Here is a 20,895-nt window from a genome sequence, read left to right as displayed (position 1 = left end):
GCGGAGAGTGCGGTCCGGGTCAGGCGTTGCGCTGTTCCGCGTATGCGGCCAAGCGGGCGACCTGTGCCGGGTCGAGGGAGGGGCGGATGCGCTGCCGGGCCGCGGCCACGTTTTTCGCCGTGACCGTGGTGGCCTCGAGGGACTCGCGCATCGCTACGAAGGCCGACTCGCGGATCAGGGCCGCGCAGTCCGCCGCCGAGAAGCCGTCGAGTTCGCGGGCCAGGGTCGTGAGGTCGACCTCCGGATCCAGGGGGACGCCGCGGGCTGTTGCCTTGAGGATCTCCGCGCGGGCGTCCGCGTCCGGGGGTGGTACGAAGACCAGGCGTTCCAACCTTCCCGGTCGCAGCAGGGCCGGGTCGATCAGGTCCGGACGGTTCGTCGCGCCGATCACCACGACGTCGCGCAGGGTTTCTACGCCGTCCAGTTCCGTGAGGAGGGCCGCTACCACGCGGTCCGTGGTGCCGCCGTCGGTGGATTGGCCGCGGAGCGGGGCCAGCGCGTCCACCTCGTCCAGGAAAATCAAGGTTGGGGCCGCCTCGCGGGCCCTCCGGAACAGCTCGCGGACCGCGCGCTCGCTCTCGCCTACCCACTTGCTGAGCAGTTCGGCGCCCTTGACCGACAGCACGTTCGCCTTGCCGCTGCCCGCCAGCGCCGTCACCAGGAAGGTCTTCCCGCAGCCGGGTGGGCCGTAGAGCAGCACCCCGCGTGGTGGGCGCACCCCGAGCCGGGCGAACGTGTCCGGGTAGGTCAGCGGCCAGAGCACCGACTCCGTCAACACCTCCTTGACCTCGACGAGGTCGCCGACGTCGTCCAGGGTCAGGCCCGAAAGCTCCAGTGTGGACGTTGCCATCGAGGTCGGTCGCACGACCTCCAGCGCCGCGGCGAAGTCCGCGGCCGTCACCACCGGCGCCTCCACCTCGCGCTGGCGCAGCGCCGCGCGGACGCCGGCCTCGCGGACGAGCGCGGCCAGGTCGGCGGCGACGAACCCGGGTGTACGCGCCGCCACGTCGTCGAGCTGCACGTCCGCCGCCAGCGGGGTCGACCGGGTGAGCACGGCGAGCTGCTCGCGGCGCATCGCCTGGTCCGGCAGTGGCACCGCGATCTCCAGCGAGAGCAGGTCGGGCGCCCGCAGCGCGGGGTCGATCTCCTCGGGCCGGCTGCTCGTGCAGACCACGGCGGCCCCGGCGCCGACCATGGCGCTGAGCACCTGCCGGAACACGGTGGCCAACGGGCCCGGGCTCTCCCGCGGCGCGAGCGCGTCGACGTCGGTGATCAGCACGACGCTCGGCGGTGGGGCCGATTCGGTGGTGAGATCGGCGACGACGGCGCGCAGCCGGGCCGCGGCCGCGTCGTTGGTGAGCGCGGCGACCCCCGGTGCCCAGACGGTCAACACCCGGGCGCCGACCGCGGCGGCGACCGCGCGCACCAGGTCCGACTTGCCCGAACCGGCCGGGCCGGTGACCAACACTCCCAGCGAGACCGATGTAGCCAGCCGCGCCAGCACGTCCCGGTGGTGAAAACCGAGGTCCAGCAGTTCGGTGAGCTGCTGCGCCTGGCTGCGCAGGCCGGGCAGATCGTCGACGCCGGGCGCGTTCCGGCCGACGGCCTCGTCGACCACCGACTCCTCGACCACCTCGCCGTCGATGACGTTCACATCGTCCTCGCCGGCCGCGCCGCCCGAAGAACCGCGGGTCGCGCCACCACGGCCGGCCGATCCGCCACCGGGTCGGCCCGATCCGGTTCCGCCGCCGGGACCGACCCAACCGAGACCGCTCCCGCCACGGCCGCCGGGACCGTCACCAGCACCGCTACCGCCGCGGCCGCCCGGGCCGTCCCAACCAGCACCGCCCCCGGCAGGACCGCTCCAGTCGGAACCAGGCCCGCCCGTTCCGGCTCCGCCGCCGGCCCAGCCAGAGGCATCACCGCCGCCCGGGCCGCCACGGCCGGCGCCGACCGGGTCCGCGGCCGTTCGTACACCTGAGGCTTGGGTTATTTGTCCGTTCTCCCAGCCCACCACCGTGTCCATCGTGATCAAGGCCGCATCCGCCGGCGTCACATCCACCACGCTGAGCAACGTGCTGGTCCAGGCGTAACCCACCCGGTTGGCCAGGCTCTGCCGCGCCGCGGCCACCAAGGACCGCGCCGCCTCGTCAGGCACGACGTCCTGCGGCAGCAGTGACACATCGTCGCCGGTAGAGATGACCTTGCCCAGCAGCGCCAGCCGCAGCATCTCCGGCGAGACCACCGCCACCACCTGCGGCGCACCCCGCAGCGTCGCCCGCCGGGCCGCGACCACCGGCGCGGGCGCGATGGTCACCTGGGCGCCGTCGCGTACGCCCAGGTTGCCGAGCATCAGGTCGTCGGCATGGAGCAGCCCGCGCCCGTCCGAAGCCTCCCCGGGGGCGACGATCCCGGCGGTGGTGCGCCGCCCGGTCAGCCGCACGGGGTCACCGGGCCGCAGGCCGAGCGCGCTGAGCACCTCGGGGTGCAACCGGACGATGCCGCGCCGGGCGTCGAGTGCCGCCGGGCGCAGGCTGACGGTCAGGACAAGGTCACGATCGGCCACCCCGCCGACACTAATCCGGATCCGGCCCGAGCAGCCGGTGGTCGCGGCGGATCAGGTCGGCGAGCTGCGCCGCCGCGTCCTTGACCGGGCCCGGCGAGATCGACACCGTCTCGTTGACCCAGCCCACCGTGAACGCCGTGCTGTCGCCCGCCGACTCGACGGAGATCGTCACCATCGTGTCGGGATGCCGCTCGACGATCCGCCGGACGGCCTCGGCCACCTCAGCCGCCACGGACGTCCGTCTGTTGGTCGCCGCGTCCGCCCGCAGCCGTTCGAGTTCCTCCCGCCGCGCCATGCGGTCGAGCGCGTCGCCGAACGCGTCTCTCATCCGGACCGACCTCCGTCCCCGTCACCCTGCCCAGCTCTACACACCTCCGCGTTCGCGCAGGGCCCGATCCAGTGCCCGGTCGAGGAGCACGAGCAGCGCGTCGCGGACCGACAGGCGCTGCCGCGCGTCGAACCGGACCACCGGCACGTGGTCGCCGACCGCCAGCGCCCACCGCACCGCGTTGAGGTCGTGGGTCAGCTGCCCGTCGAACGCGTTCACGGCCACCACGAACGGCAGATCGGCCCGTTCGAAGTAGTCGATGGCGAAATGACACTCGTCCAATCGAGCGCTGTCAACCACTACCAGCGCGCCGAGAGCGCCGCGGGTGAGGTCGTCCCACATGAAACCGAACCGGGACTGGCCGGGCGTACCGAACAGGTAGAGCTTGAGGCTCCCGTCGATCGTGACGCAGCCGAAGTCCATCGCCACCGTGGTGGTGGTCTTGGTCGAGTCGGGATGCAGGTCGTCGACGCCGATGGAGGCGGTGGTCATCTCGGCCTCGGTCGTCAGCGGCGCGATCTCGGAGATGGCGCCGACCGTGGTGGTCTTGCCGACGCCGAAGCCGCCCGCGATAACGATCTTGACCGGGATCGGCGCCCGGCGCCGCTTCTGCGGCGGGCCGACCACGCGCGCGTCGACGGCCGGCGGGGGCGCGCCGATGTGGTGCCAGCCCACGTTGGGCGCATAGGCCGACTGCTGCTCCCGGTGCCGCCCACCGGGGTCCGCGCCAGGGCCAACGACCGGCGGGCGGTCGATGGTCAACGGCCACTCAGGAGATCGCACGTAGTCCACGGATCACCCGCCGTATCGTCTCTGGGTCGCGAGGGTCCGCGACATCAAGCGTGTGTACATCCAGATGGCCGGTCGCCCGGAGGTCTCCGACCAGCACCCGGGTCACCCCGAGGTGCATGCGCAACCGCGCCGAAATCTCGGCCACGGACAACGGGTTGACGCAGAGCGCCACGATCGCGTGCAGTTCGCGCGCGCTGCTCGGCAGGTGGCTGTGCGGGGGTCCGTCGTGGACGGTCACCTGCGTCTCCATGCCGATCGCCGGATCGACGCCGACGACCCGACCGGAGGTCAGGACGAACGGCCGCAGCGCCGCCGACGGGTCGACGTCGGGCGGCGCGGGGCCGCCGTCGCCGCCGGTCAGCCCCGCCTGCAGGTACGGGCGCACGCCCGCACCCGGCTCGGGGTCCTGCGCCGGGGTCATGACTGCACGGAGTTCTTCAGCTCGGCGATCAGGCGGGGCGTCAGCGCACCGCCGGCCCGGCTCGCGAACAGCGTCATCTCGTACGCCAGCGTGCCGAGGTTGGCCGACCGGTCGGCGATCACGCCGAGCACCGAGCCGCTGCTGATCGAGGTGATCAGCAGATAGCCGTCGGCCATGTCGACGATGACGCGGTTGAGGCCGCCCAGCGTGTACCAGTTGGCGGCTCCGCCGGCCAGGCTGGTCATGCCGGAGACGATCGCGGCCAGCCGCTCGGCGTTGGCCCGGTCCTTGATCGCGGACATCGCCATCAGCAGGCCGTCGCTGGAGACGGCGATGGCTTCCAGGACACCGGCGGTGCCCGAGGTGAACGAGTCGAGCAGCCAGTTGAAGGTCTGCGCCTCCTGGCTGAGCTGGCCATTCGACACGTCGGCATCCGGCCGCTCGATGCTTTCGTGGATGTACGGGCTCGTCATCGGGTTCCCTCTTCGTCGCCATTGCCGGCACTGATCTGGCGCAACGCGCGTGCCACACCGGATTCGAACTGCTGGACCAGGTCGCGCGCGGCGTCCGGGTCCGGTGGTTGGTCGGACGTCTGGCGCTCGGTGTTGACCGCCGGCTCGTCCAGCGTGGCGCCGGGTTGGCGCCTGCGCAGCGGCTGACCTGGTTCGGCCGCCGCGGGCTTGCGGTTGGTCGCCACGGCACCGTTGGAGCCGTTCGACGAGCCGTTCATGGGTACGGGCTTCGCCCCCGGCACGCCACCGCCGCGCACCTGGCGCTCGGCGTACCGGACGCCGGCCTCGAACTCCTCGACCAGCGCGCGGGCCGCGGCCGGGTCGGCCGGCGACGGCGGTGCGGAGGTCGGCGTGGGCTCGGGCTCGGCGGTCGGTAGCTGCGCCCCCGGCACCCGGCGGCGCAGGACGGCCTGGGTCTCCTCGTCGGAGAGTTCCGGCTGCGGCTTGCGCTTGCCCTGTGCCGGGCCTGGCTTGCCCGGCTTGGGTGGCTGGGCGGGCTGCGCCGGCCGCGCGGGCTGGGCCGGGCGGGCCGGTGTGCCGGGCCCGGGCGGCTGGTTGGTCTCGGCGGCGGCCGGCCGGGTCGGGCGCTGGTTGGCCGGCGGTCCGGCCGGCTTCGCCGGCGCCTCGGCCTCACCGGTGACCCGCGGCTGGGGCACGAACGCGTTCCAGGGCTGCCCGTTGGCCAGCATCCGGCTGGCCCGGTCGAGCGCCGCCTCGTCGAAGCCGGGCCCGTTGCCCGCCGGCGCGGTGGTGCGGCGGCTCACCGGGGCCGACCGGCGGGTCACCTGCGGCTCGTCGGGCTCGTCCGCCTTGGCCGGTGTCGGCGTCGGCGGGTCCGTGCGGCCGGGCACGCGCTGGCGGATCGGCCACTCGGGTGCGGCCGCCGCCGGGGGCGCGGCCGCCGGGGTGGCTTCGGGTTCCTGGTGGGGATCCGCGGCACCGGCCGGCGCGGGTGCCGGCCCGGAGGCCGGTGCCGCGGACGATCCACCGGGCCCGACGCCGGTGCGGCGGTCGGGCCGGAACGGGTCGTAGACGGGTGCGGCGGAGCCGTCGCCGCCGATCACCGGCGGGGAGATCGGCCGCTCCACGGGCGGCTCGGGCGGGCTGCCGACCCGGGCCCGGGCGACCGCGGCGACCGGCGGCACCTCGCGGCCGTCGGTGACCAGGTCGCGCTCGTGCACCTCGAGCTCGGCGGTGACGCCGCCACCGGGCGTCGGGGTCAGCGTGACCCGCATGCCGTGGCGGCGGGCCAGCCGGCCGACCACGAACAGGCCGAGCACCTCGGTGGGCACCAGGTCGAGCCGCTCGCGGCGGGCCAGCCGGGCGTTCTCCTCGGCCATCCGCTCGGGCGACATGCCCAGGCCGTGGTCGACGACCAGCAGGCGGATGCCCGGGTCGCTGACGACGCCCGTGACCGTGACCCGGGTGTGCGGCGGCGAGAACGTGGTCGCGTTCTCCATCAGCTCGGCCAGCACCAGCACCAGGTCGCCGATCATCGACGGTGCGACGCTGATCTCGGTCGGCACCTTGATGTCGACGCGCAGGTAGTCCTCGATCTCACCGAGGGCCAGCCGGATGACGTCGGTCAGCGGCAGCGGCGCGACGTGGCTGTCGGCGCCGGCGGAGCCGGAGAGCACCACGAGGCTGCTCGCGCTGCGCCGCAGCCGGCTGGAGATGTGGTCGAGCCGGTAGAGGTGCTGCAGCCGGCCGGGGTCGGTCTCCTGCCGCTCCAGCCGGTCGATCAGCGCGAGCTGGCGGCCGACCAGGTTCTGGGTGCGGCGGCCGACGTGGCCGAACATCTGCGCGACGTTGCGCCGGCCGGCGACCTGGCGCTCGACCAGCCGGGCGGCGGTCGCCTGGACCCGCTCGAACGCCCGGGCGAGGTCGCCGACCTCGTCCTTGGCGCGCACGTCGACCGCTTCCAACCGGACGGGCACCGACGGGTCCAGCTCGCCGTCGGCCACCTTGGTCAGCTCGGCCTCGGCGACCTTGGCGACGCCGTCGGCCGACTCGGTGAGCCGGGTCAGCGGCCGGGCCACCGCGCGGGCCACCGCGACGCTCAACAGCACGACACAGAGCAGCAGGAGTACGCAGGCCAGGCCCACGCCGTACGCCTCGGTCAGGGCTCGGCGCTCCCGGTCGGCGACCTCGACCTTGACGTCGGCGATGATCCGGTCCTCGACGAACCGGCCGAGCGTCATCAGCGACTCGGCGATCGGGAACAGGGCGGGCAGCGTGATGTCGCGCAGCGCGGCGATCGGGTCCTCGGCGAGCCGGCCCAGGAAGTTGCCGGTCGTGCTGCGCGCGTCGACGCCCTGCTGCACCAGGTCGTACAGGCCGTTCTGCTCGACCGTCGCGTACGCGCGGAACCGGTCGACGTCCTGCAGCAGGACCGCCATGGTCGTCCCGGAGACGCCGGCCGGCGCCTGCTCGCGCAGCGCGGCGAGCAGCACGAGCTGGGTGGCGACCAGGCTGATGCCCTCGTCGGAGCGGAGCACCGAGTCGAGCGCCATGACCTGCCGGCCGGCGGCGGTGGTCGTGTCGGCCTTCAGCTGCAGCTGCAGCGAGTTGATCAGGCCCTTGACCTGTGCGCCGTACTGCGCCAGCACCACGTCGGGCCGGCCCTCGCCGGTGAGCACCGACGCCCGGGTGATCGCCAGCGAGGGCAGCCCGTCGAGCGCGTCCCGCAGCTCGCCGGGCAGGTCCTGGTTGGCCCGCAGGTCGGCGACGTCGTCGCTGACCTGGGCGCTCTGCAACACGAGCCGGCTGCGGTCGACGACGCGGAAGAGGTAGCCGATGGAGAGCATCCGTTCCTGCTGGATGTTCTGCACCAGCGAACCGACCTGACCCGCGATCTCGACGGTGCGCGCGGTCTCCTCGGCCCGGGCGGCGATGCTGATCCGGTCGCCGACCACCGGCACCGCCAGCGCGACGATGCCGAGCAGCGGGGCGATGAGCAGCAGCGCGAGCTTTCCGCGGATGCGTAACCTACCGAGCAGCACCGGATCGCTCCCACTGTGTCGGCTTGTCCTGGGGCGCGCCCTGGTAGGGCGCACCGGTGATCGGCGCGACGGTCGGCCACGCCACGGCCTCGTCCGGTTGCGGCGCGCCCGGGTCACCCGCGGGGAACGGGCCGGCGGGGCGCTGCGTGCGCGGCCGGCCGCCGAGAAAGTAGGCGAGGAAGAACCCGACCGTGAGCAGCACGGCGAGCAGCGCCGCGCCGCCGGCCAGCAGCCGGGCCTGGTCGATGCCCTCGACGCGGGTGTCGAGCAGCCGTTCGACCTCGTTGAGGATCGTGCTGGACAGCTCGCCGGCCGCGGTCTGCAGCTCGCCGCGCGCCACGTTGATCAGCGACGGATCCGCCTGGGTGATGCTGGCGCCGGCCGCGCTCGCCTGCGCGAACATCGCCGAGATGCCGTCCGCCGCGCGCTGGTAGCGGTCGAGCCGGCTGAGCAGGTTGCCGCCCAGCGTGCGGCTCTCGGTGCTGTCCACCGCCGCCCGCAGGTTGTCGACCAGCCGGTTCGAGGCGTCGAGCAGCAGGACCCGCTCCGTGATGAGCTGCGTGGTGAGCTGGGCCTGCAGCCGCGCGATCTGCTCCGGGGTCAGCTGCGGCCGGTTCTGCCCGGGCTGCGCCGGCGCGGTCGCGGCCTTCGCCAGCACGGCGGCGTCGGCCAGCCGGCCCACCGCGATGACGGCGACCGGCAGTTCGCCGGCGGCCGTGCTCTGCAGGTGGAACGCGTCGCCGTCGGGGTCGTGCGCGAGGCCGCTCTCGTCGCGCACCTTCGCGTAGAGGGCGAGCACCAGGTCGCCGATCTCGCGGTACGCGGCCAGCGTCTGCGTCGGGTCGCTGCCGGCGGGTGCGGCGCGCAGGGTCTCGAGCCGGCTGCGGATGCCCGTCCAGCGCTCCGTCGTGCGCAGGGTGCCGCCGAGCCGGGCGTCGGTCGCGTCGGCCTGCTGCACCGCGACGGCGAGCGCCTCCCGGCCCCCCGTCTGGCCGGCCACGGCCGCGGACTGGGCGTCGGCGACGGCGAACGCGACCTGCTGGAGGGTGCGTAGGTAGGCGACGCCGTCGAGCTCGCGTGCTGTCGCCCGGGCGCGGTCGCCCTCGCTGCGCCAGTTCTGCGCGAACAGCACCCCGGTCGGCACCAGTAGCGCCAGGACCAGGATGGACAGCAGCACGGTCAGCGCTCCCGAGCGAACGCGGGAACGCGGTGCGGAACGTGTCATCGGCAACCCCTCCACGAAGTGGTGGCACGGGTTGAAATGCGCACCCCGACCGTCCCGTCCACCGGACGGAGAAACTAGTGGAGGGGCACCCAGGCCGGGCCAAACCGAACAGCCATTTCTCCTTCATCCGTCGGTTTCTATGGCCCTCTGTGATGGATCACGACGCGAATGATCACGCAGGGTAACTTGCTGTCGGTTCATTGCCCGCTCGGCGTGATACGTCGGATTTCGCGGGATAAGCATGTGTCCCACGGATCGGCTCCCTGCGGGACTCAGAAAATGCTCAGCGTCCGCGCCGTACCTTTGGCGGCATGTCGCCACCGCTGTCCCGTGCGCGCCGCCGGCTGTTCGCCGCCGGCGCGGTCCTGCTCGTTCTCGCCGGAGTCGGCACGTGGGCGGCCTGGCCGGACGACCCGGACTACCGCACCCAGGACGCGCGGATCACGGTCCGCTCGGGGCCGGGCGGCGACGAGCCGGTCGACCTCGACACCCGGCTGTTCCTGCCCGACGGCGCGTCGGCCACCGACACGGTGCCGGCGGTGCTGCTGGCGCACGGCTTCGGCGGCACCAAGGAGAGCACCTACGCCGACGCCGAGGAGCTGGCCGGCATCGGATACGCCGTGCTGACCTGGACGGCCCGCGGCTTCGGCCGCAGCGGCGGGCAGATCCACCTCGACAACCCCGACTACGAGGTACGCGACGCGCAGCGACTGGTCGACTGGCTGGCCGCCCGCCCGGAGATCAGCACCGACGGCCCGGGCGACCCACGGGTCGGAGTCGTCGGCAGCTCGTACGGCGGTGGTCTGGCCCTGCTGCTGGCAGCCCAGGACCAGCGCGTCGACGCGGCGGTGCCGATGGCCACCTGGAACGACCTCGCGAACGCGTTCCTGCCCGAGTCCACCGGCCGCGGCCCGGTCGACGGCGTCTTCAAGAAGACCTGGGCCGGGCTGTTCTTCGGCAACGGTGCCGGGGTCGGCCTCGGCGCGCTGGGCGACAGCGCCGCCGCCCCCGACCCCGCGGCTCTCGCCGGCGCGGCGCTGCCGGGCCTGGACCCGTCCTGCGGGCGGTTCGCGGCCGACGTCTGCGCCGCCTACCAGCGGATCGCCACCACCGGCCGGGCCGACCAGGCCGCCGTCGACCTGCTCCGCCGGTCCAGCCCCGCCGGCGTGCTCGACCGAATCAAGGCGCCCACCCTGCTCGTGCAGGGCACCGCGGACACCCTGTTCCCGCTGGCCGAGGCCGACGCCAACGCCCGGGGCATCGCCGCCACCGGCACGCCCGTGCGGGTCGCCTGGTTCACCGGCGGCCACGACGGCGGCGACGGGCCGCAGTCCGACCGCGACCGGGTCAAGTTCGTGATGGCGCAGTGGCTCGACCACTACGTCAAGGGCACCGGCGACGCACCGGCCACGAGCTTCACCTGGTCGCGGATCACCGGCTTCAACGCCCTCGACCGGGGCGTGGTGACCAGCGGCTACTCGGACCCCGCGTACCCCGGCCTGGCGGGCACCGGCTCCTCCACGGTGACCGTCGCCGGGCCGGCGCAGCCGGTCGCCAACCCGCCGGCCGGCAACCCCGCGGCGATCTCCTCGCTGCCGGGCACGGGCGGCGGGCTCTCCTCGTTCGTCAACGGGGTGGTCAGCGATCTGCCCGGCCAGCACGCCCGGTTCACCTCGGAGCCGCTCGACCGGCCGCTGGACATCGTCGGCGCGCCGACCGTCCGGATCAGGGCCGCGTCCCCGACCGGCGAGGCGGTGCTCTTCGTCAAGCTCTACGACGTCGACCCGAGCGGGACGGCGACGCTGTCCAGCGGGCTGATCGCGCCGGTGCGGCTGACCGGTCTGCCGGCGGACCTCGCCGCCGCCCAGCCCGTGACGGTGACGCTGCCGGCGATCGTGCACCGGGTCGAGGCCGGCCACACGCTGCGGATCGCGGTGGCCACGGCTGACCAGGCGTTCACGACCCCGGCCCAGCCGACCGTCTACACCGTGGGGCTGCCCGGCGACGCGACCGCCGTGACGCTGCCGACCGTGACCGGCGAGCCGATCGCCAGCCCCCAGGTGATCTGGCGGTACGTGCTGGTCGCCCTGCTCGCCGCGATCGTGGTCGGGCTCGTCGTGGTCGTCCTGGTCGTGCGCCGGCGGCGGAACCGGCACGACAGCTCGGTGCATCCCGAGTACGCGGACGTGCCGCTGCGGGTCGACGGACTACGCAAGGTGTACGGCGACTTCGTGGCGGTCGACCGCGTCGACTTCGAGGTGCGCCGCGGCCAGGTGGTCGGTCTGCTCGGCCCGAACGGCGCCGGCAAGACGACGACGCTGCGGGTGCTGATGGGGCTGACCAAGCCGACCGCCGGCCAGGTGCACGTGTTCGGGCACCCGCTGGTGCCCGGTTCGCCGGTGCTCTCGCGGATCGGCGCGCTGGTCGAGGGGCCGGGGTTCCTGCCGCACCTGAGCGGGCTGGCCAACCTGCGCGCGTACTGGGCCGCCACCGGGCGCCCGGAGGCCGACGCCCAGTTCGAGCGCGCGCTGGAGATCGCCGGGCTGGGCGCGTCGGTGCACCGCCGCGTCAAGACCTACAGCCACGGCATGCGGCAGCGGCTCGCCATCGCGCAGGCCATGCTCGGCCTGCCGGAGCTGCTCGTGCTCGACGAGCCGACGGACGGGCTCGACCCGCCGCAGATCGCCGAGATGCGCCGCGTGCTCAAGCGGTACGCCACCGACGGGCGGGCGGTGCTGGTCTCCAGCCACCTGCTGGCCGAGGTGGAGCAGACCTGCACCCACGTGGTCGTGGTCAACAAGGGCGCGATCGTGGCGTCCGGGCAGGTCGACGAGATCGTCGGCGAGTCGCCGACCGTGCAGATCGAGGTCTCGGACGCCCCCGCGGCGGTCGAGCTGCTCGGGAAGCTGGCCGGCGTGCGGTCGGTCGCGGTCGACGGCGACCCGCGGCAGCTCGTGGTCGACACCAACGGCACCGCGCGCAGCGAGGTGGTGGCCTCGCTGGTGCGGGCCGGCATCGGCGTGGAGCGGGTGGTGCCCCGGCGCCGCCTCGAAGACGCGTTCCTCGCCTTGGTCGGCGAGAGCTCTAGTGGAAGCGGAGACCGCTGATGACCGACGTCCAGGCCGGTGCGGCCGTGAACTATCGGGCGGCCCGTACCCTGCCGATCCGCGCCGAGTGGCGACGGCAGTGGTCGCGTGCGCGTACCCGATGGGCCCTGGGCCTGATGGTCCTGCTTCCGGTGATCATCCTGATCGCGTTCCAGTTCGACAGCACCGGCGACGACGACAACGGCGGCGGCGAGTTCGGCAGCCTGATCGACCTCGCCACCTCCGGCGGCCTCAACTTCACGCTGTTCTGCCTCTACGTGTCGGCGACCTTCCTGCTCGTCGTCGCCGTGGCCCTGTTCTGCGGCGACACCGTGGCCAGCGAGGCGCAGTGGGGCAGCCTGCGCTACCTGCTGGCGGTCCCGGTGCCGCGGGCCCGGCTCGTGGCGGTCAAGCTGGTCGTCGCGCTCGGCTACTCGGGGCTCGCGCTGCTGACGCTGGCCGGCACGGCGCTGGCGATCGGCACGGCCCGGTACGGCTGGGAGCCGCTGCGGAGCACGGTGGCCAACGAGATCGCCGCCGGCCCTGGCCTGCTCCGCCTGCTGGGCATCCTCGGCTATCTGGCGGTGGTGCTGCTCGTCGTGGCCGGGCTGGCGTTCCTGCTCTCGGTGACGACGGACGCCCCGCTCGGCGCGGTCGGCGGTGCGGTGCTGGTGTGGATCCTGTCGAGCATCCTTGACCAGATCACCGCCCTGGGGTTCGTGCGCAACCTGTTGCCGACCCACTACAGCACGGCGTGGCTCGGCCTGCTCTCCACGCCGGTGCAGGTCGACGACATCGTCAAAGGGGTCATATCGGCCGTCGTCTACGCGACGCTGTTCTGGTCGCTGGCGTTCTGGCGGTTCACCCGCAAGGACGTGACCAGTTGATCCGCTGAGGCCTGGTTCACACGTTGGGAAGGGACAGGACTGTTTGGTGGTCCAGGCCTTACTCTTGTGAGCACAACTGCATACCTCATCCAGAGGGGCTGAGGGATACGGCCCGAAGACGCCCCGGCAACCACCACCGCTGACGACTCATCGCAGAGCGTGCGGTGCGCAGGTGCCAATTCCGTCCCCGTCGCACGGTGCGGCGTGGGGAAGATGAGAGGACCTCAGCCTCATGACGTCGATCATCGACGAGACCACCACCTCTCCCGTCGCCGAGTCGCCCGCGCGCGCCCTCGTCTGTCGCGGCTGCGGCGCCGAATACCCGCTGGCCGCACAGCACGCCTGCTACGAGTGTTTCGGCCCGCTCGAGGTCGCCTACGACCAGGCCGCGCTGGCGCGGGTCACCCGCGGTCAGATCGTCGCCGGTCCCCAGAACATCTGGCGGTACGCGCCGCTGCTGCCGGTCGGCCAGGACCCGGCCAGCCGGGTCACCCTCGACCCGGGCCTGACGCCGTTGGTGTCGGCCCCCGCGCTCGCCGCCGAGCTGGGCATCAGCGCGCCGCTGTGGGTCAAGGACGACAGCGCCAACCCGACGCACTCGTTCAAGGACCGCGTGGTCTCCGTGGCGCTGACCGCCGCCCGCGGGCTCGGCTTCACCCGGTTCGCCTGCGCGTCGACCGGCAACCTGGCCAACTCGGTGGCCGCGCACGCCGCCCGGGCCGGCGTCCCGTCGATCGTCTTCATCCCCGGCGACCTGGAGCAGGGCAAGGTCATCACGACCGCGGTGTACGGCGGTGACCTGGTCGCCATCGACGGCTCGTACGACGACGTCAACCGGCTCTGCAGCGAGCTCGTGGAGACCGACGAGTTCGAGGACACCGCGTTCGTCAACGTGAACGTGCGGCCGTTCTACGCGGAGGGCTCCAAGACCCTCGGCTACGAGGTGGCCGAGCAGCTCGGCTGGCGGATCCCGGCGCAGGTGGTCATCCCGATGGCCAGCGGCGAGCTGCTCACCAAGATCGACAAGGCGTTCAGCGAGCTGGTCGAGATCGGGCTGGCGACGGCGCCGTCCGGCGGGTGGCGCGTCTTCGGTGCCCAGTCGGCGGGCTGCAACCCGATCGCGACGGCACTGCACAACGACACCGACGAGATCACGCCGGTACGCCCGACGGGCATCGCGAAGTCGCTGAACATCGGTGACCCCGCCGCGGGGCTGTACGCGCTGGAGGCGGTGCGCCGCACCGGTGGGTGGATGGACTACGCCGACGACGACGAGATCCGCGCGGCGATCCGGTTGCTGGCCCGCACGACGGGTGTCTTCGCGGAGACGGCGGGCGGCGTGACGACGGCGGTGCTGCAGAAGCTGGTCGCCTCGGGCCGGCTCGACCCCTCGCTGGAGACGGTCGTGTTCAACACCGGCGAGGGCCTCAAGACGATCGACGCGGTGGCGGGCCAGGTGGGGCCGACGTATCGCGTCAAGCCGTCGCTTCGGGCAGCTCGCGAAGCCGGTTTGCTGGGCTGACGCAGGCCCTTATCCAGGATGGACTCATCCGTTCGGGTGATGCGTCATGTGCGCCCCGTAGTGGTGATTTTGCCGTCCGTCGAGAAAACATGTCCGTAGGGACTTGACGACCATGATGGGTACCCCGCAGGATGCTCCGTGCGGGAGGGCGAGCCGCCGTAGACTTTTGAAGTTCTAGCGACCCAGCGCCGGAGGCGTTGTGCGACCGCCCTTCCGACCAAACATTGATGGAAGGCCCCGTCCGGTGCGGACGGGGCCTTCTTTCATGAGTGATCTTCGGTAAGGTGCGCGCGTCGCACTCGGGGAGATCAACATGAGAGCTTGGCGCACCGTCGCGCTGTCCACGGTCGGGTTGCTGCTGTCGCTGACAGTCACCGGCGTCGCCGCCACGGCGGCGGCACCGTCGTCGACCATCTATGTCTCGTCGCAGGCGTGCGCGTCGCCGTCGGACGGCTCGTGGCAACGGCCCTACTGCACGATCGGCGCGGCCGTCGCCGTCGCGGAGCCCGGTCAGACGGTCTACGTGCGATCCGGCGTCTACGCGGAGTCGGTGGTCGTCACGCGATCCGGGGAGCCTGGCCGCCCGATCACGATCCGCGGTGAGCGCGTGCCGCGCGGGCTCGCGCGCATCACGCCCGGTGCGGCCGGCCCGGGTGTCACCCTGGCCGGGGTGCACGACGTCGTCGTGGCCGGGTTCGAGTACGGCACGGTCACCACCCCGGCCGTCGTGGTCGATGCCGCGCGTGACGTCGAGGTGACCGACGCACGGATGTTCAACGGGCGCGTCGCGCGGGTCGTGGTGCGGGGTGCGTCGCGGGGAGTCGCCATCACCCGCACCTGGTTCCAGTCCAGCGCCGCGGCGATCTTCGTCGAGGCCGGGGCCACCGGCACCGTGATCGCCGGCAACTCCGTGCTCTCGTCGCTGCCGGCCGTCTCCGTGACCGACGCGCCGGACACGGTGATCACCAACAACACGCTCACGCCGTTCTGCCGGGCCGCGATCGTGGTCGACGGGGCCTCGCCCCGGCTCGCGGTGCAGAACAACATCATCGACACCGCGCAGTACAACCTCGCGGACAACCCGGGCCCGGTGCCGTGCGCGAAGCCGGACGAAGCGTTGCCGCTGACCGTGTCGGCGGCCTCCGCCGCGGGCAGCACTGTCGACTACAACGTGGTCAACCCGGTCTTCGGTGGCCCGCTCTACTCGTGGGCCGGCACCCGCTACGCGACGCCGGCGGAGTTCCGCGCCGCCACCGGACAGGCCGCGCACGACATCGCCGCGGACCCCCAGCTCGACCGCTTCACCCGGGACGACGTCGGCTGGACTCCGCGGCCCACCTCGCCCGCCGTCGACTCCGGCCGGGCGGACGCGCCCGGCGTGCTCCCGTACGGGATCGGCGGTGACGCGCACGCCGACAACCCGGACGTTCCGAACACCGGCACGGGAATCGGCTACGTCGACCGCGGCTCGGTGGAGCTGTCCCTTGCTAGCGGCCACCCGGCACCGTTCGCGAACGCGCCGGACGGCGAACCGCTCACGGCGGTCGCGAGCGCCGAGTTCACGTCCCCGTGGGTGACCGACGGCCCGTCGGGCACGGTCTTCCACACGTTCGACGACGGCTTCCAGGTGGTGACCCGGGAGACCGACGTCCGGCACACCTTCCCGCGCGCCGGTGAGCACTGCGTGAACACGTTCGTCAACAGCGACTCCTTCCGTACCGGCCAGGGCAGCGAGTCACGGAGCTGCGTCGTCGTCGGAGCCGGGTTCACGGCCGTGCCGCCGAGCCGCGTGCTCGACACCCGGGCGGCCCTCGGCGTCCCGACCACGACGCCGGTCGCGGCGAACTCGGACGTGGTGCTTCCCGTCGGCCCGATCGACGGGGTGCCGGCCGACAGGATCAGCGCGGTGGTCCTGAACGTGACGGTGACCCAGGCGACGAAGAACGGCTACATCACCGCGTACCCGGGTCCGGGCTCGCCGCCGACCGCGTCGAACCTGCTCTTCGAGCCGGGACAGACCGTCGCCGCGCTGGTGACCGTGCCCGTGAGCAACGGCGCCGTGCGATTCCGCAACGGCAGCGCGGGGACGGTGCACGTCATCGCCGACCTCGCCGGCTTCTACGGCGCCGGTGGCCACGGCATCACGACCCGGGAACCGCTGCGGGTCCTCGACACGCGGGCCGCGGTCGGCGTGCCGGGCACCGTGCCCGTGCCGGCGGACGGGCGGGTCGAGGTCGACCTGACGGGCCGGATCCCGGCGGGCACGACGGCCGTGGTGCTCAACGCGACGGCGACCGGTGCCACCAACGGCGGCCTGCTCACGTTCTTCCCGCCGGGCGGAGCGGTGCCGACCGTCTCCAACCTCAACTTCGGGGCCGGCCAGACCATCGCCAACATGGTGATCGCGCCCGTGGTCAACGGGAAGATCGCGCTGTCGCACACGGGTCGTGGCACCGTCCACGTCCTGGTCGACCTCGCGGGCCAGTTCGCCGCGGGCGGGTCGAACAACTACGTGCCCACCGGGCCGGTGCGCATCCTCGACACGCGGGAGCTCGGCGAGGTCGTCCTCGGTCCCGGCAAGTCGCTGCGGGTCTACCCGGATCAGTACTACTGGGACACCTGCCTGACCGGTGGCTACCGGTGCCGGCCGACGTCGGTGGTCGCCACCGTCACGTTGACGCGGTCGACCACGTCGGGCTACGTCACCGCGTACCCGTCCGGCGACGCGGTCCCCACGGCCTCCACGGTCAACTTCGCCGCGGGCCAGACCATCTCCAACCTCGCCACGGTGGCGACGAAGAACGGTTCCTTCGACATCTACAACGGCGGGCGCGGGTCGGTGCACGTGATCGTCGACCAGGCGGGCTACTACCTGGCGCCGCCGAACTGAGGTCGGTGGTCGCGACCGCGCTCCTCGGGATCGTGGTCGCGACTTGATCACCGGATCGCCCGGCTGGCTCGCCGCGACGCGGCCGGACGTCGTGCTCATGCACTTCGGCACCAACGACGTGTGGAGCAACCTGCCGACGGCGACGATTCTGGCCGCGTACACCCGGCTGGTCGACCAGATGCGGGCCAGCAACCCGGCCATGCGGGTGCTGGTCGCGCAGATCATCCCGATGGCGCCGAGCAGTTGCGCCGCCTGTGGGGCGCGGGTCGTGGCGCTGAACGACGCGATCCCCGGATGGGCCGCCGGCATCACGACCGCCGGGAGTCCCGTGGTGGTCGTGGACCAGTGGACCGGGTTCAGCACGGCGAGCGACACCTACGACGGCGTACACCCGAATGCCGCCGGTGACCAGAAGATGGCGAACCGGTGGTATCCGGCGTTGACCGCGATTCTGGACGGCGGGGTTCCGACGCCGGGGCCGACGGCGACGCCGACGTCCGGGCCGACGTCCGGGCCCACCACGCCGCCGCCGGCCGATGGCGGTTGCGTGGCGTCCTACCGTGTCGTCGATCAGTGGACGAATGGGTTCCAGGGCGAAGTTACGGTCCGGAACTCCGGTTCGGCCCCGATTGCCGGGTGGACCGTGCGGTGGAGCTTCGCCGGGCAGCAGGTGACGCAGTCCTGGAACGCGGCGGTCAGCCAGTCCGGGCCCGCGGTCACCGCGCGCAACGTCGCCTGGAACGGCTCGCTCGCCCCGGGTACGAGTGCCACGTTCGGTTTCCTGGCCGGCTGGACCGGTGCGAACCCGGCGCCGGCGGTCACCTGCGCGACCGCGTAAATGGCTCGCGCGCCCGCCGGGGGTTGGGCACCCTGGCGGGCATGAGCATCGTGGTCACCCCACTCGAGTCGGCCGACGAGGTCGGCGCCCGGCACGCCTTCGACATCCGGTCACGGAGCGACGCCGCCGAGGTGCCCGACTTCCCGCCGGTGTGCCCACGACACTTCTTCCCGTCGCTGTCGCACCCGTGGCCGGGCAAGCGCAAGGGCAACGCGCTCGCCTGGCTCGACGACGAGCCCGTCGGGTTCCTGGAGCTCGACCTGCCGTTCCTGGAGAACACGACGATCGCCGACCTGCGCCTCGACGTGCTGCCGGAGCACCGGCGCCGGGGCGTCGGGCGCGCGCTGCTCGAGTTCGCCGCGAACACCGCGCGGGCCGACGGTCGCAAGCAGCTGATCGCCACGACCGTGCACGCGCTGCCCGGTGGCCCGGCGCGCCCCGTCGACGGCGAGGCGTTCGCGCGCTCCGCCGGCGCCACGCTCGCCCTGACCGACGTACGCCGGCGGTTGGAGATCTCGACCCTCGACGACGCGGCGCTGGACGCGATGGTCGCCGCGGCCTGGTCCAAGGCCGCCGGCTACAGCCTGGTGAGCTGGCACGGGCCGGTGCCCGAGGAATACCTCGCCGACGTCGCCTATCTCGACGGCCGGCTGATGGCCGACGCGCCGCTGGGCGACCTGGCCTACGAGGCCGAGAAGATCGACGGCGCGCGGATCCGCGAGCAGGAGGCGGCCCGCGAGCTGCGGGGCAAGCGGGGCTACACCACCGCGGCCCGGCACGACGCGACCGGGCGGCTCGTGGCCGTGACGGCGCTGGAGCTCGGGGCGACCGTCGACTGGCACGCCTTCCAGCAGATCACCCTGGTCGACCCGGACCACCGCGGTCACCGGCTCGGCGTGCTGGTCAAGGTCGAAAACCTGCGTACGGCGCTGCCCGCGGAGCCGGCGCTGCGGGCGATCGACACCTGGAACGCGGCGGTCAACTCCCACATGATCACGATCAACGAGGCGATGGGGTTCCGACCGGTCGACGGGTGGCACAACTGGCAACTCGCCCTGTGAGGTTTCCGCCTGTGGCGCTCCGGCACTCCGGTCGGGGCATGATGCTCATATGACGGAGACCCCGCACCCCTGGTTCGCCAACCACGCCGAGACGCTCGAGCGCGCCACCACCGCGATCAAGGAGCGCGGCTACTGGTCGGCCTACCCCGAGTCGCCCAGCCCCCGGGTCTACGGCGAGACCGCCGCGGCCGACGGTGAGGCCGCGTTCCGCGGCTACCTCGACGCCAAGTTCCCGCTCGACCAGCCGGGCGCGGGCGACTGGGTGGCCACCGAGCGCAGCCCGTTCGGCGTGCCGCTCGGCGTGTCCTACCCGCACGTCGACCCGGCGACGCTGATCGCGGCCGCGACCGCCGCGCTGCCCGCCTGGCGCGACGCCGGCCCGCAGACCCGCGTCGGCGTCTGCCTCGAGATCCTGTCGCGCCTGCACGCGCACATCTTCGAGCTGGCCAACGCGGTGCAGTTCACGAGCGGCCAGGCGTTCGTGATGGCGTTCCAGGCGGGCGGGGCGCACGCGCTCGACCGTGCGCTGGAGGCGCTGGCCTACGCGTACGCCGAGATGACCCGCCATCCGGCGGTGGCCGGTTGGGAGAAGCCGGCCGGCAAGGGCGACCCGCTCCGCATGACCAAGACCTTCCACGTCGTCCCGCGCGGCGTGGCGCTGGTGATCGGCTGCAACACGTTCCCCACCTGGAACTCGTACCCGGGCCTGTTCGCCAGCCTGGCCACCGGCAACCCGGTCGTGGTCAAGCCCCACCCGGGCGCGGTGCTGCCGCTGGCGATCACCGTTCGCTACGCCCGGGCCGCCCTGGAAGAGGCCGGCTTCGACCCCAACCTGATCCAGCTCGCGGCCGAGGCGCCCGGCGAGGGCCTGGCGAAGACGTTGGCGCTCGACCCGGCGGTCCGCATCATCGACTTCACGGGCTCGACCGAGTTCGGCGACTGGCTCGAGGACAACGCCCGCCAGGCCGCCGTCTACACCGAGAAGGCGGGCGTCAACACGATCGTCGTCGACTCGACCGACGACTTCGCCGGCATGTGCCGCAACATCGGCTTCTCGCTGACCCTCTACAGCGGGCAGATGTGCACGACGCCGCAGAACATCCTGGTCCCGGCGGCCGGCATCGAGACCGACCAGGGCCACAAGTCCTTCGACGAGGTCGCCGCCGGCATCGCGGGCACGGTGGCCAAGCTGACCGGCGACCCGGCCCGCGCCGTCGAGCTCACGGGCGCGATCGTCAACGACGGCGTCCTGGCCCGCCTGACCGAGATCGAGTCGATCGGCGACGCGGTCCTGCCGTCGTCGTCGGTCACCCACCCGGCCTTCGCCGAGGCGACGGTCCGCACGCCCACGGTGGTCAAGCTGACGTCGGCCGACGCCGCGGTCTACGGCCGCGAGTGGTTCGGCCCGATCTCCTTCGTCATCGCCACCGACTCGACGACGTCGAGCATCGACATCTTCCGCTCGACGGTCCTCTCGAAGGGCGCCCTGACGGCGGCGGTCTACTCAACGGACGAGTCAGTTCTGGCGGCAGTCGAATCAGCCTCCCTGGACGCGGGCGTCCACCTCTCCTGCAACCTGACGGGCGGCGTCTTCGTCAACCAGTCGGCGGCCTTCTCGGACTTCCACGCGACGGGCGCCAACCCGGCGGCCAACGCGGCCCTGACGGACGGGGCCTACGTCAGCAACCGCTTCCGCGTGGTCCAATCCCGCCGCCACACGACGGCCTGACCTGCCGGACCGGCCGCCGCGGCCTCCGCCGGGGAG

14 protein-coding genes and 1 riboswitch are annotated in these 20,895 nt (G+C 72.9%); of the genes, 7 read left to right on the top strand and 7 right to left on the bottom strand.

Annotation, left to right across the window (positions count from 1 at the left end; translation table 11 throughout):
- Nucleotides 1-19: 19 nt before the first annotated feature.
- The 7 genes from Asi02nite_RS31860 to Asi02nite_RS31830 form a co-directional block, all read right to left on the bottom strand.
- Nucleotides 20-2,566 (bottom strand): AAA family ATPase, encoded by a 2,547-nt coding sequence (locus tag Asi02nite_RS31860; RefSeq protein ID WP_239127298.1) that lies wholly within the window; start codon nucleotides 2,564-2,566, stop codon nucleotides 20-22.
- Between the two features lie 10 nt (nucleotides 2,567-2,576).
- Complete coding sequence (locus Asi02nite_RS31855) at nucleotides 2,577-2,894, bottom strand: hypothetical protein (RefSeq protein WP_203717708.1); 318 nt, start codon at nucleotides 2,892-2,894, stop codon at nucleotides 2,577-2,579.
- 36 nt (nucleotides 2,895-2,930) lie between these two features.
- The gene (locus tag Asi02nite_RS31850) at nucleotides 2,931-3,521 is read right to left on the bottom strand and encodes a GTP-binding protein (protein ID WP_203717713.1); all 591 of its coding nucleotides are present in this window, start codon (nucleotides 3,519-3,521) and stop codon (nucleotides 2,931-2,933) included.
- A 142-nt stretch (nucleotides 3,522-3,663) separates the two neighbouring features.
- Nucleotides 3,664-4,107 (bottom strand): DUF742 domain-containing protein, encoded by a 444-nt coding sequence (locus Asi02nite_RS31845; RefSeq protein ID WP_203717707.1) that lies wholly within the window; start codon nucleotides 4,105-4,107, stop codon nucleotides 3,664-3,666.
- On the bottom strand, nucleotides 4,104-4,580 hold the full coding sequence (locus Asi02nite_RS31840) for a roadblock/LC7 domain-containing protein (protein WP_203717706.1): 477 nt from the start codon (nucleotides 4,578-4,580) through the stop codon (nucleotides 4,104-4,106). The genes Asi02nite_RS31845 and Asi02nite_RS31840 overlap by 4 nt, the downstream gene beginning before the upstream one ends.
- Nucleotides 4,577-7,621 (bottom strand): sensor histidine kinase, encoded by a 3,045-nt coding sequence (locus tag Asi02nite_RS31835; RefSeq protein ID WP_203717705.1) that lies wholly within the window; start codon nucleotides 7,619-7,621, stop codon nucleotides 4,577-4,579. Before Asi02nite_RS31835 ends, Asi02nite_RS31840 begins: the two co-directional genes overlap by 4 nt.
- Nucleotides 7,608-8,846 (bottom strand): Rossmann-fold NAD(P)-binding domain-containing protein, encoded by a 1,239-nt coding sequence (locus Asi02nite_RS31830; protein ID WP_203717704.1) that lies wholly within the window; start codon nucleotides 8,844-8,846, stop codon nucleotides 7,608-7,610. Before Asi02nite_RS31830 ends, Asi02nite_RS31835 begins: the two co-directional genes overlap by 14 nt.
- A gap of 311 nt (nucleotides 8,847-9,157) precedes the next feature.
- On the opposite strand from Asi02nite_RS31830, the gene Asi02nite_RS31825 reads away from it, so the two are divergent.
- The 7 genes from Asi02nite_RS31825 (at nucleotide 9,158) to paaN (ending at nucleotide 20,859) form a co-directional block, all read left to right on the top strand.
- Nucleotides 9,158-11,953 carry an alpha/beta fold hydrolase gene (locus Asi02nite_RS31825; RefSeq protein ID WP_203717703.1) on the top strand — a complete coding sequence of 932 codons (2,796 nt, stop codon included), beginning with the start codon at nucleotides 9,158-9,160 and terminating at the stop codon, nucleotides 11,951-11,953.
- A complete protein-coding gene (locus Asi02nite_RS31820) occupies nucleotides 11,953-12,819 on the top strand; it encodes an ABC transporter permease (protein WP_203717702.1) in 867 nt (288 codons plus the stop codon). The genes Asi02nite_RS31825 and Asi02nite_RS31820 overlap by 1 nt, the downstream gene beginning before the upstream one ends.
- A gap of 82 nt (nucleotides 12,820-12,901) precedes the next feature.
- Nucleotides 12,902-13,039, top strand: a riboswitch (SAM riboswitch).
- A gap of 12 nt (nucleotides 13,040-13,051) precedes the next feature.
- Nucleotides 13,052-14,341, top strand: coding sequence for a threonine synthase (gene thrC, locus Asi02nite_RS31815; RefSeq protein WP_203717701.1), 1,290 nt, complete (start codon nucleotides 13,052-13,054; stop codon nucleotides 14,339-14,341).
- A 313-nt stretch (nucleotides 14,342-14,654) separates the two neighbouring features.
- Nucleotides 14,655-17,231, top strand: coding sequence for a NosD domain-containing protein (locus tag Asi02nite_RS31810; protein WP_203717700.1), 2,577 nt, complete (start codon nucleotides 14,655-14,657; stop codon nucleotides 17,229-17,231).
- A 43-nt stretch (nucleotides 17,232-17,274) separates the two neighbouring features.
- Nucleotides 17,275-18,069, top strand: coding sequence for a cellulose binding domain-containing protein (locus tag Asi02nite_RS31805; protein WP_239127296.1), 795 nt, complete (start codon nucleotides 17,275-17,277; stop codon nucleotides 18,067-18,069).
- Nucleotides 18,070-18,110: 41 nt separating this feature from the next.
- Nucleotides 18,111-19,130, top strand: coding sequence for a GNAT family N-acetyltransferase (locus Asi02nite_RS31800; RefSeq protein ID WP_203717699.1), 1,020 nt, complete (start codon nucleotides 18,111-18,113; stop codon nucleotides 19,128-19,130).
- A gap of 49 nt (nucleotides 19,131-19,179) precedes the next feature.
- The gene (paaN, locus tag Asi02nite_RS31795; protein WP_203717698.1) at nucleotides 19,180-20,859 is read left to right on the top strand and encodes a phenylacetic acid degradation protein PaaN; all 1,680 of its coding nucleotides are present in this window, start codon (nucleotides 19,180-19,182) and stop codon (nucleotides 20,857-20,859) included.
- The last annotated feature ends 36 nt before the right edge of the window (nucleotides 20,860-20,895 follow it).

It is taken from the genome of Asanoa siamensis (genome assembly GCF_016862555.1).
GTDB lineage: Bacteria > Actinomycetota > Actinomycetes > Mycobacteriales > Micromonosporaceae > Asanoa > Asanoa siamensis.
Note: the sequence above shows the minus strand (reverse complement) of the source record. Positions and strands in the feature narration are given on the sequence as shown.

Excerpts from the sequence above, each read along its gene's own strand:
- Asi02nite_RS31855 (WP_203717708.1), bottom strand. The coding sequence starts at position 2,894 with ATGAGAGACGCGTTCGGCGACGCGCTCGACCGCATGGCGCGGCGGGAG.
- Asi02nite_RS31825 (WP_203717703.1), top strand. The coding sequence starts at position 9,158 with ATGTCGCCACCGCTGTCCCGTGCGCGCCGCCGGCTGTTCGCCGCCGGC.
- Asi02nite_RS31830 (WP_203717704.1), bottom strand. The coding sequence starts at position 8,846 with ATGACACGTTCCGCACCGCGTTCCCGCGTTCGCTCGGGAGCGCTGACC.
- thrC (WP_203717701.1), top strand. The coding sequence starts at position 13,052 with ATGACGTCGATCATCGACGAGACCACCACCTCTCCCGTCGCCGAGTCG.
- Asi02nite_RS31810 (WP_203717700.1), top strand. The coding sequence starts at position 14,655 with ATGAGAGCTTGGCGCACCGTCGCGCTGTCCACGGTCGGGTTGCTGCTG.
- Asi02nite_RS31820 (WP_203717702.1), top strand. The coding sequence starts at position 11,953 with ATGACCGACGTCCAGGCCGGTGCGGCCGTGAACTATCGGGCGGCCCGT.
- Asi02nite_RS31800 (WP_203717699.1), top strand. The coding sequence starts at position 18,111 with ATGAGCATCGTGGTCACCCCACTCGAGTCGGCCGACGAGGTCGGCGCC.
- paaN (WP_203717698.1), top strand. The coding sequence starts at position 19,180 with ATGACGGAGACCCCGCACCCCTGGTTCGCCAACCACGCCGAGACGCTC.
- Asi02nite_RS31840 (WP_203717706.1), bottom strand. The coding sequence starts at position 4,580 with ATGACGAGCCCGTACATCCACGAAAGCATCGAGCGGCCGGATGCCGAC.
- Asi02nite_RS31845 (WP_203717707.1), bottom strand. The coding sequence starts at position 4,107 with ATGACCCCGGCGCAGGACCCCGAGCCGGGTGCGGGCGTGCGCCCGTAC.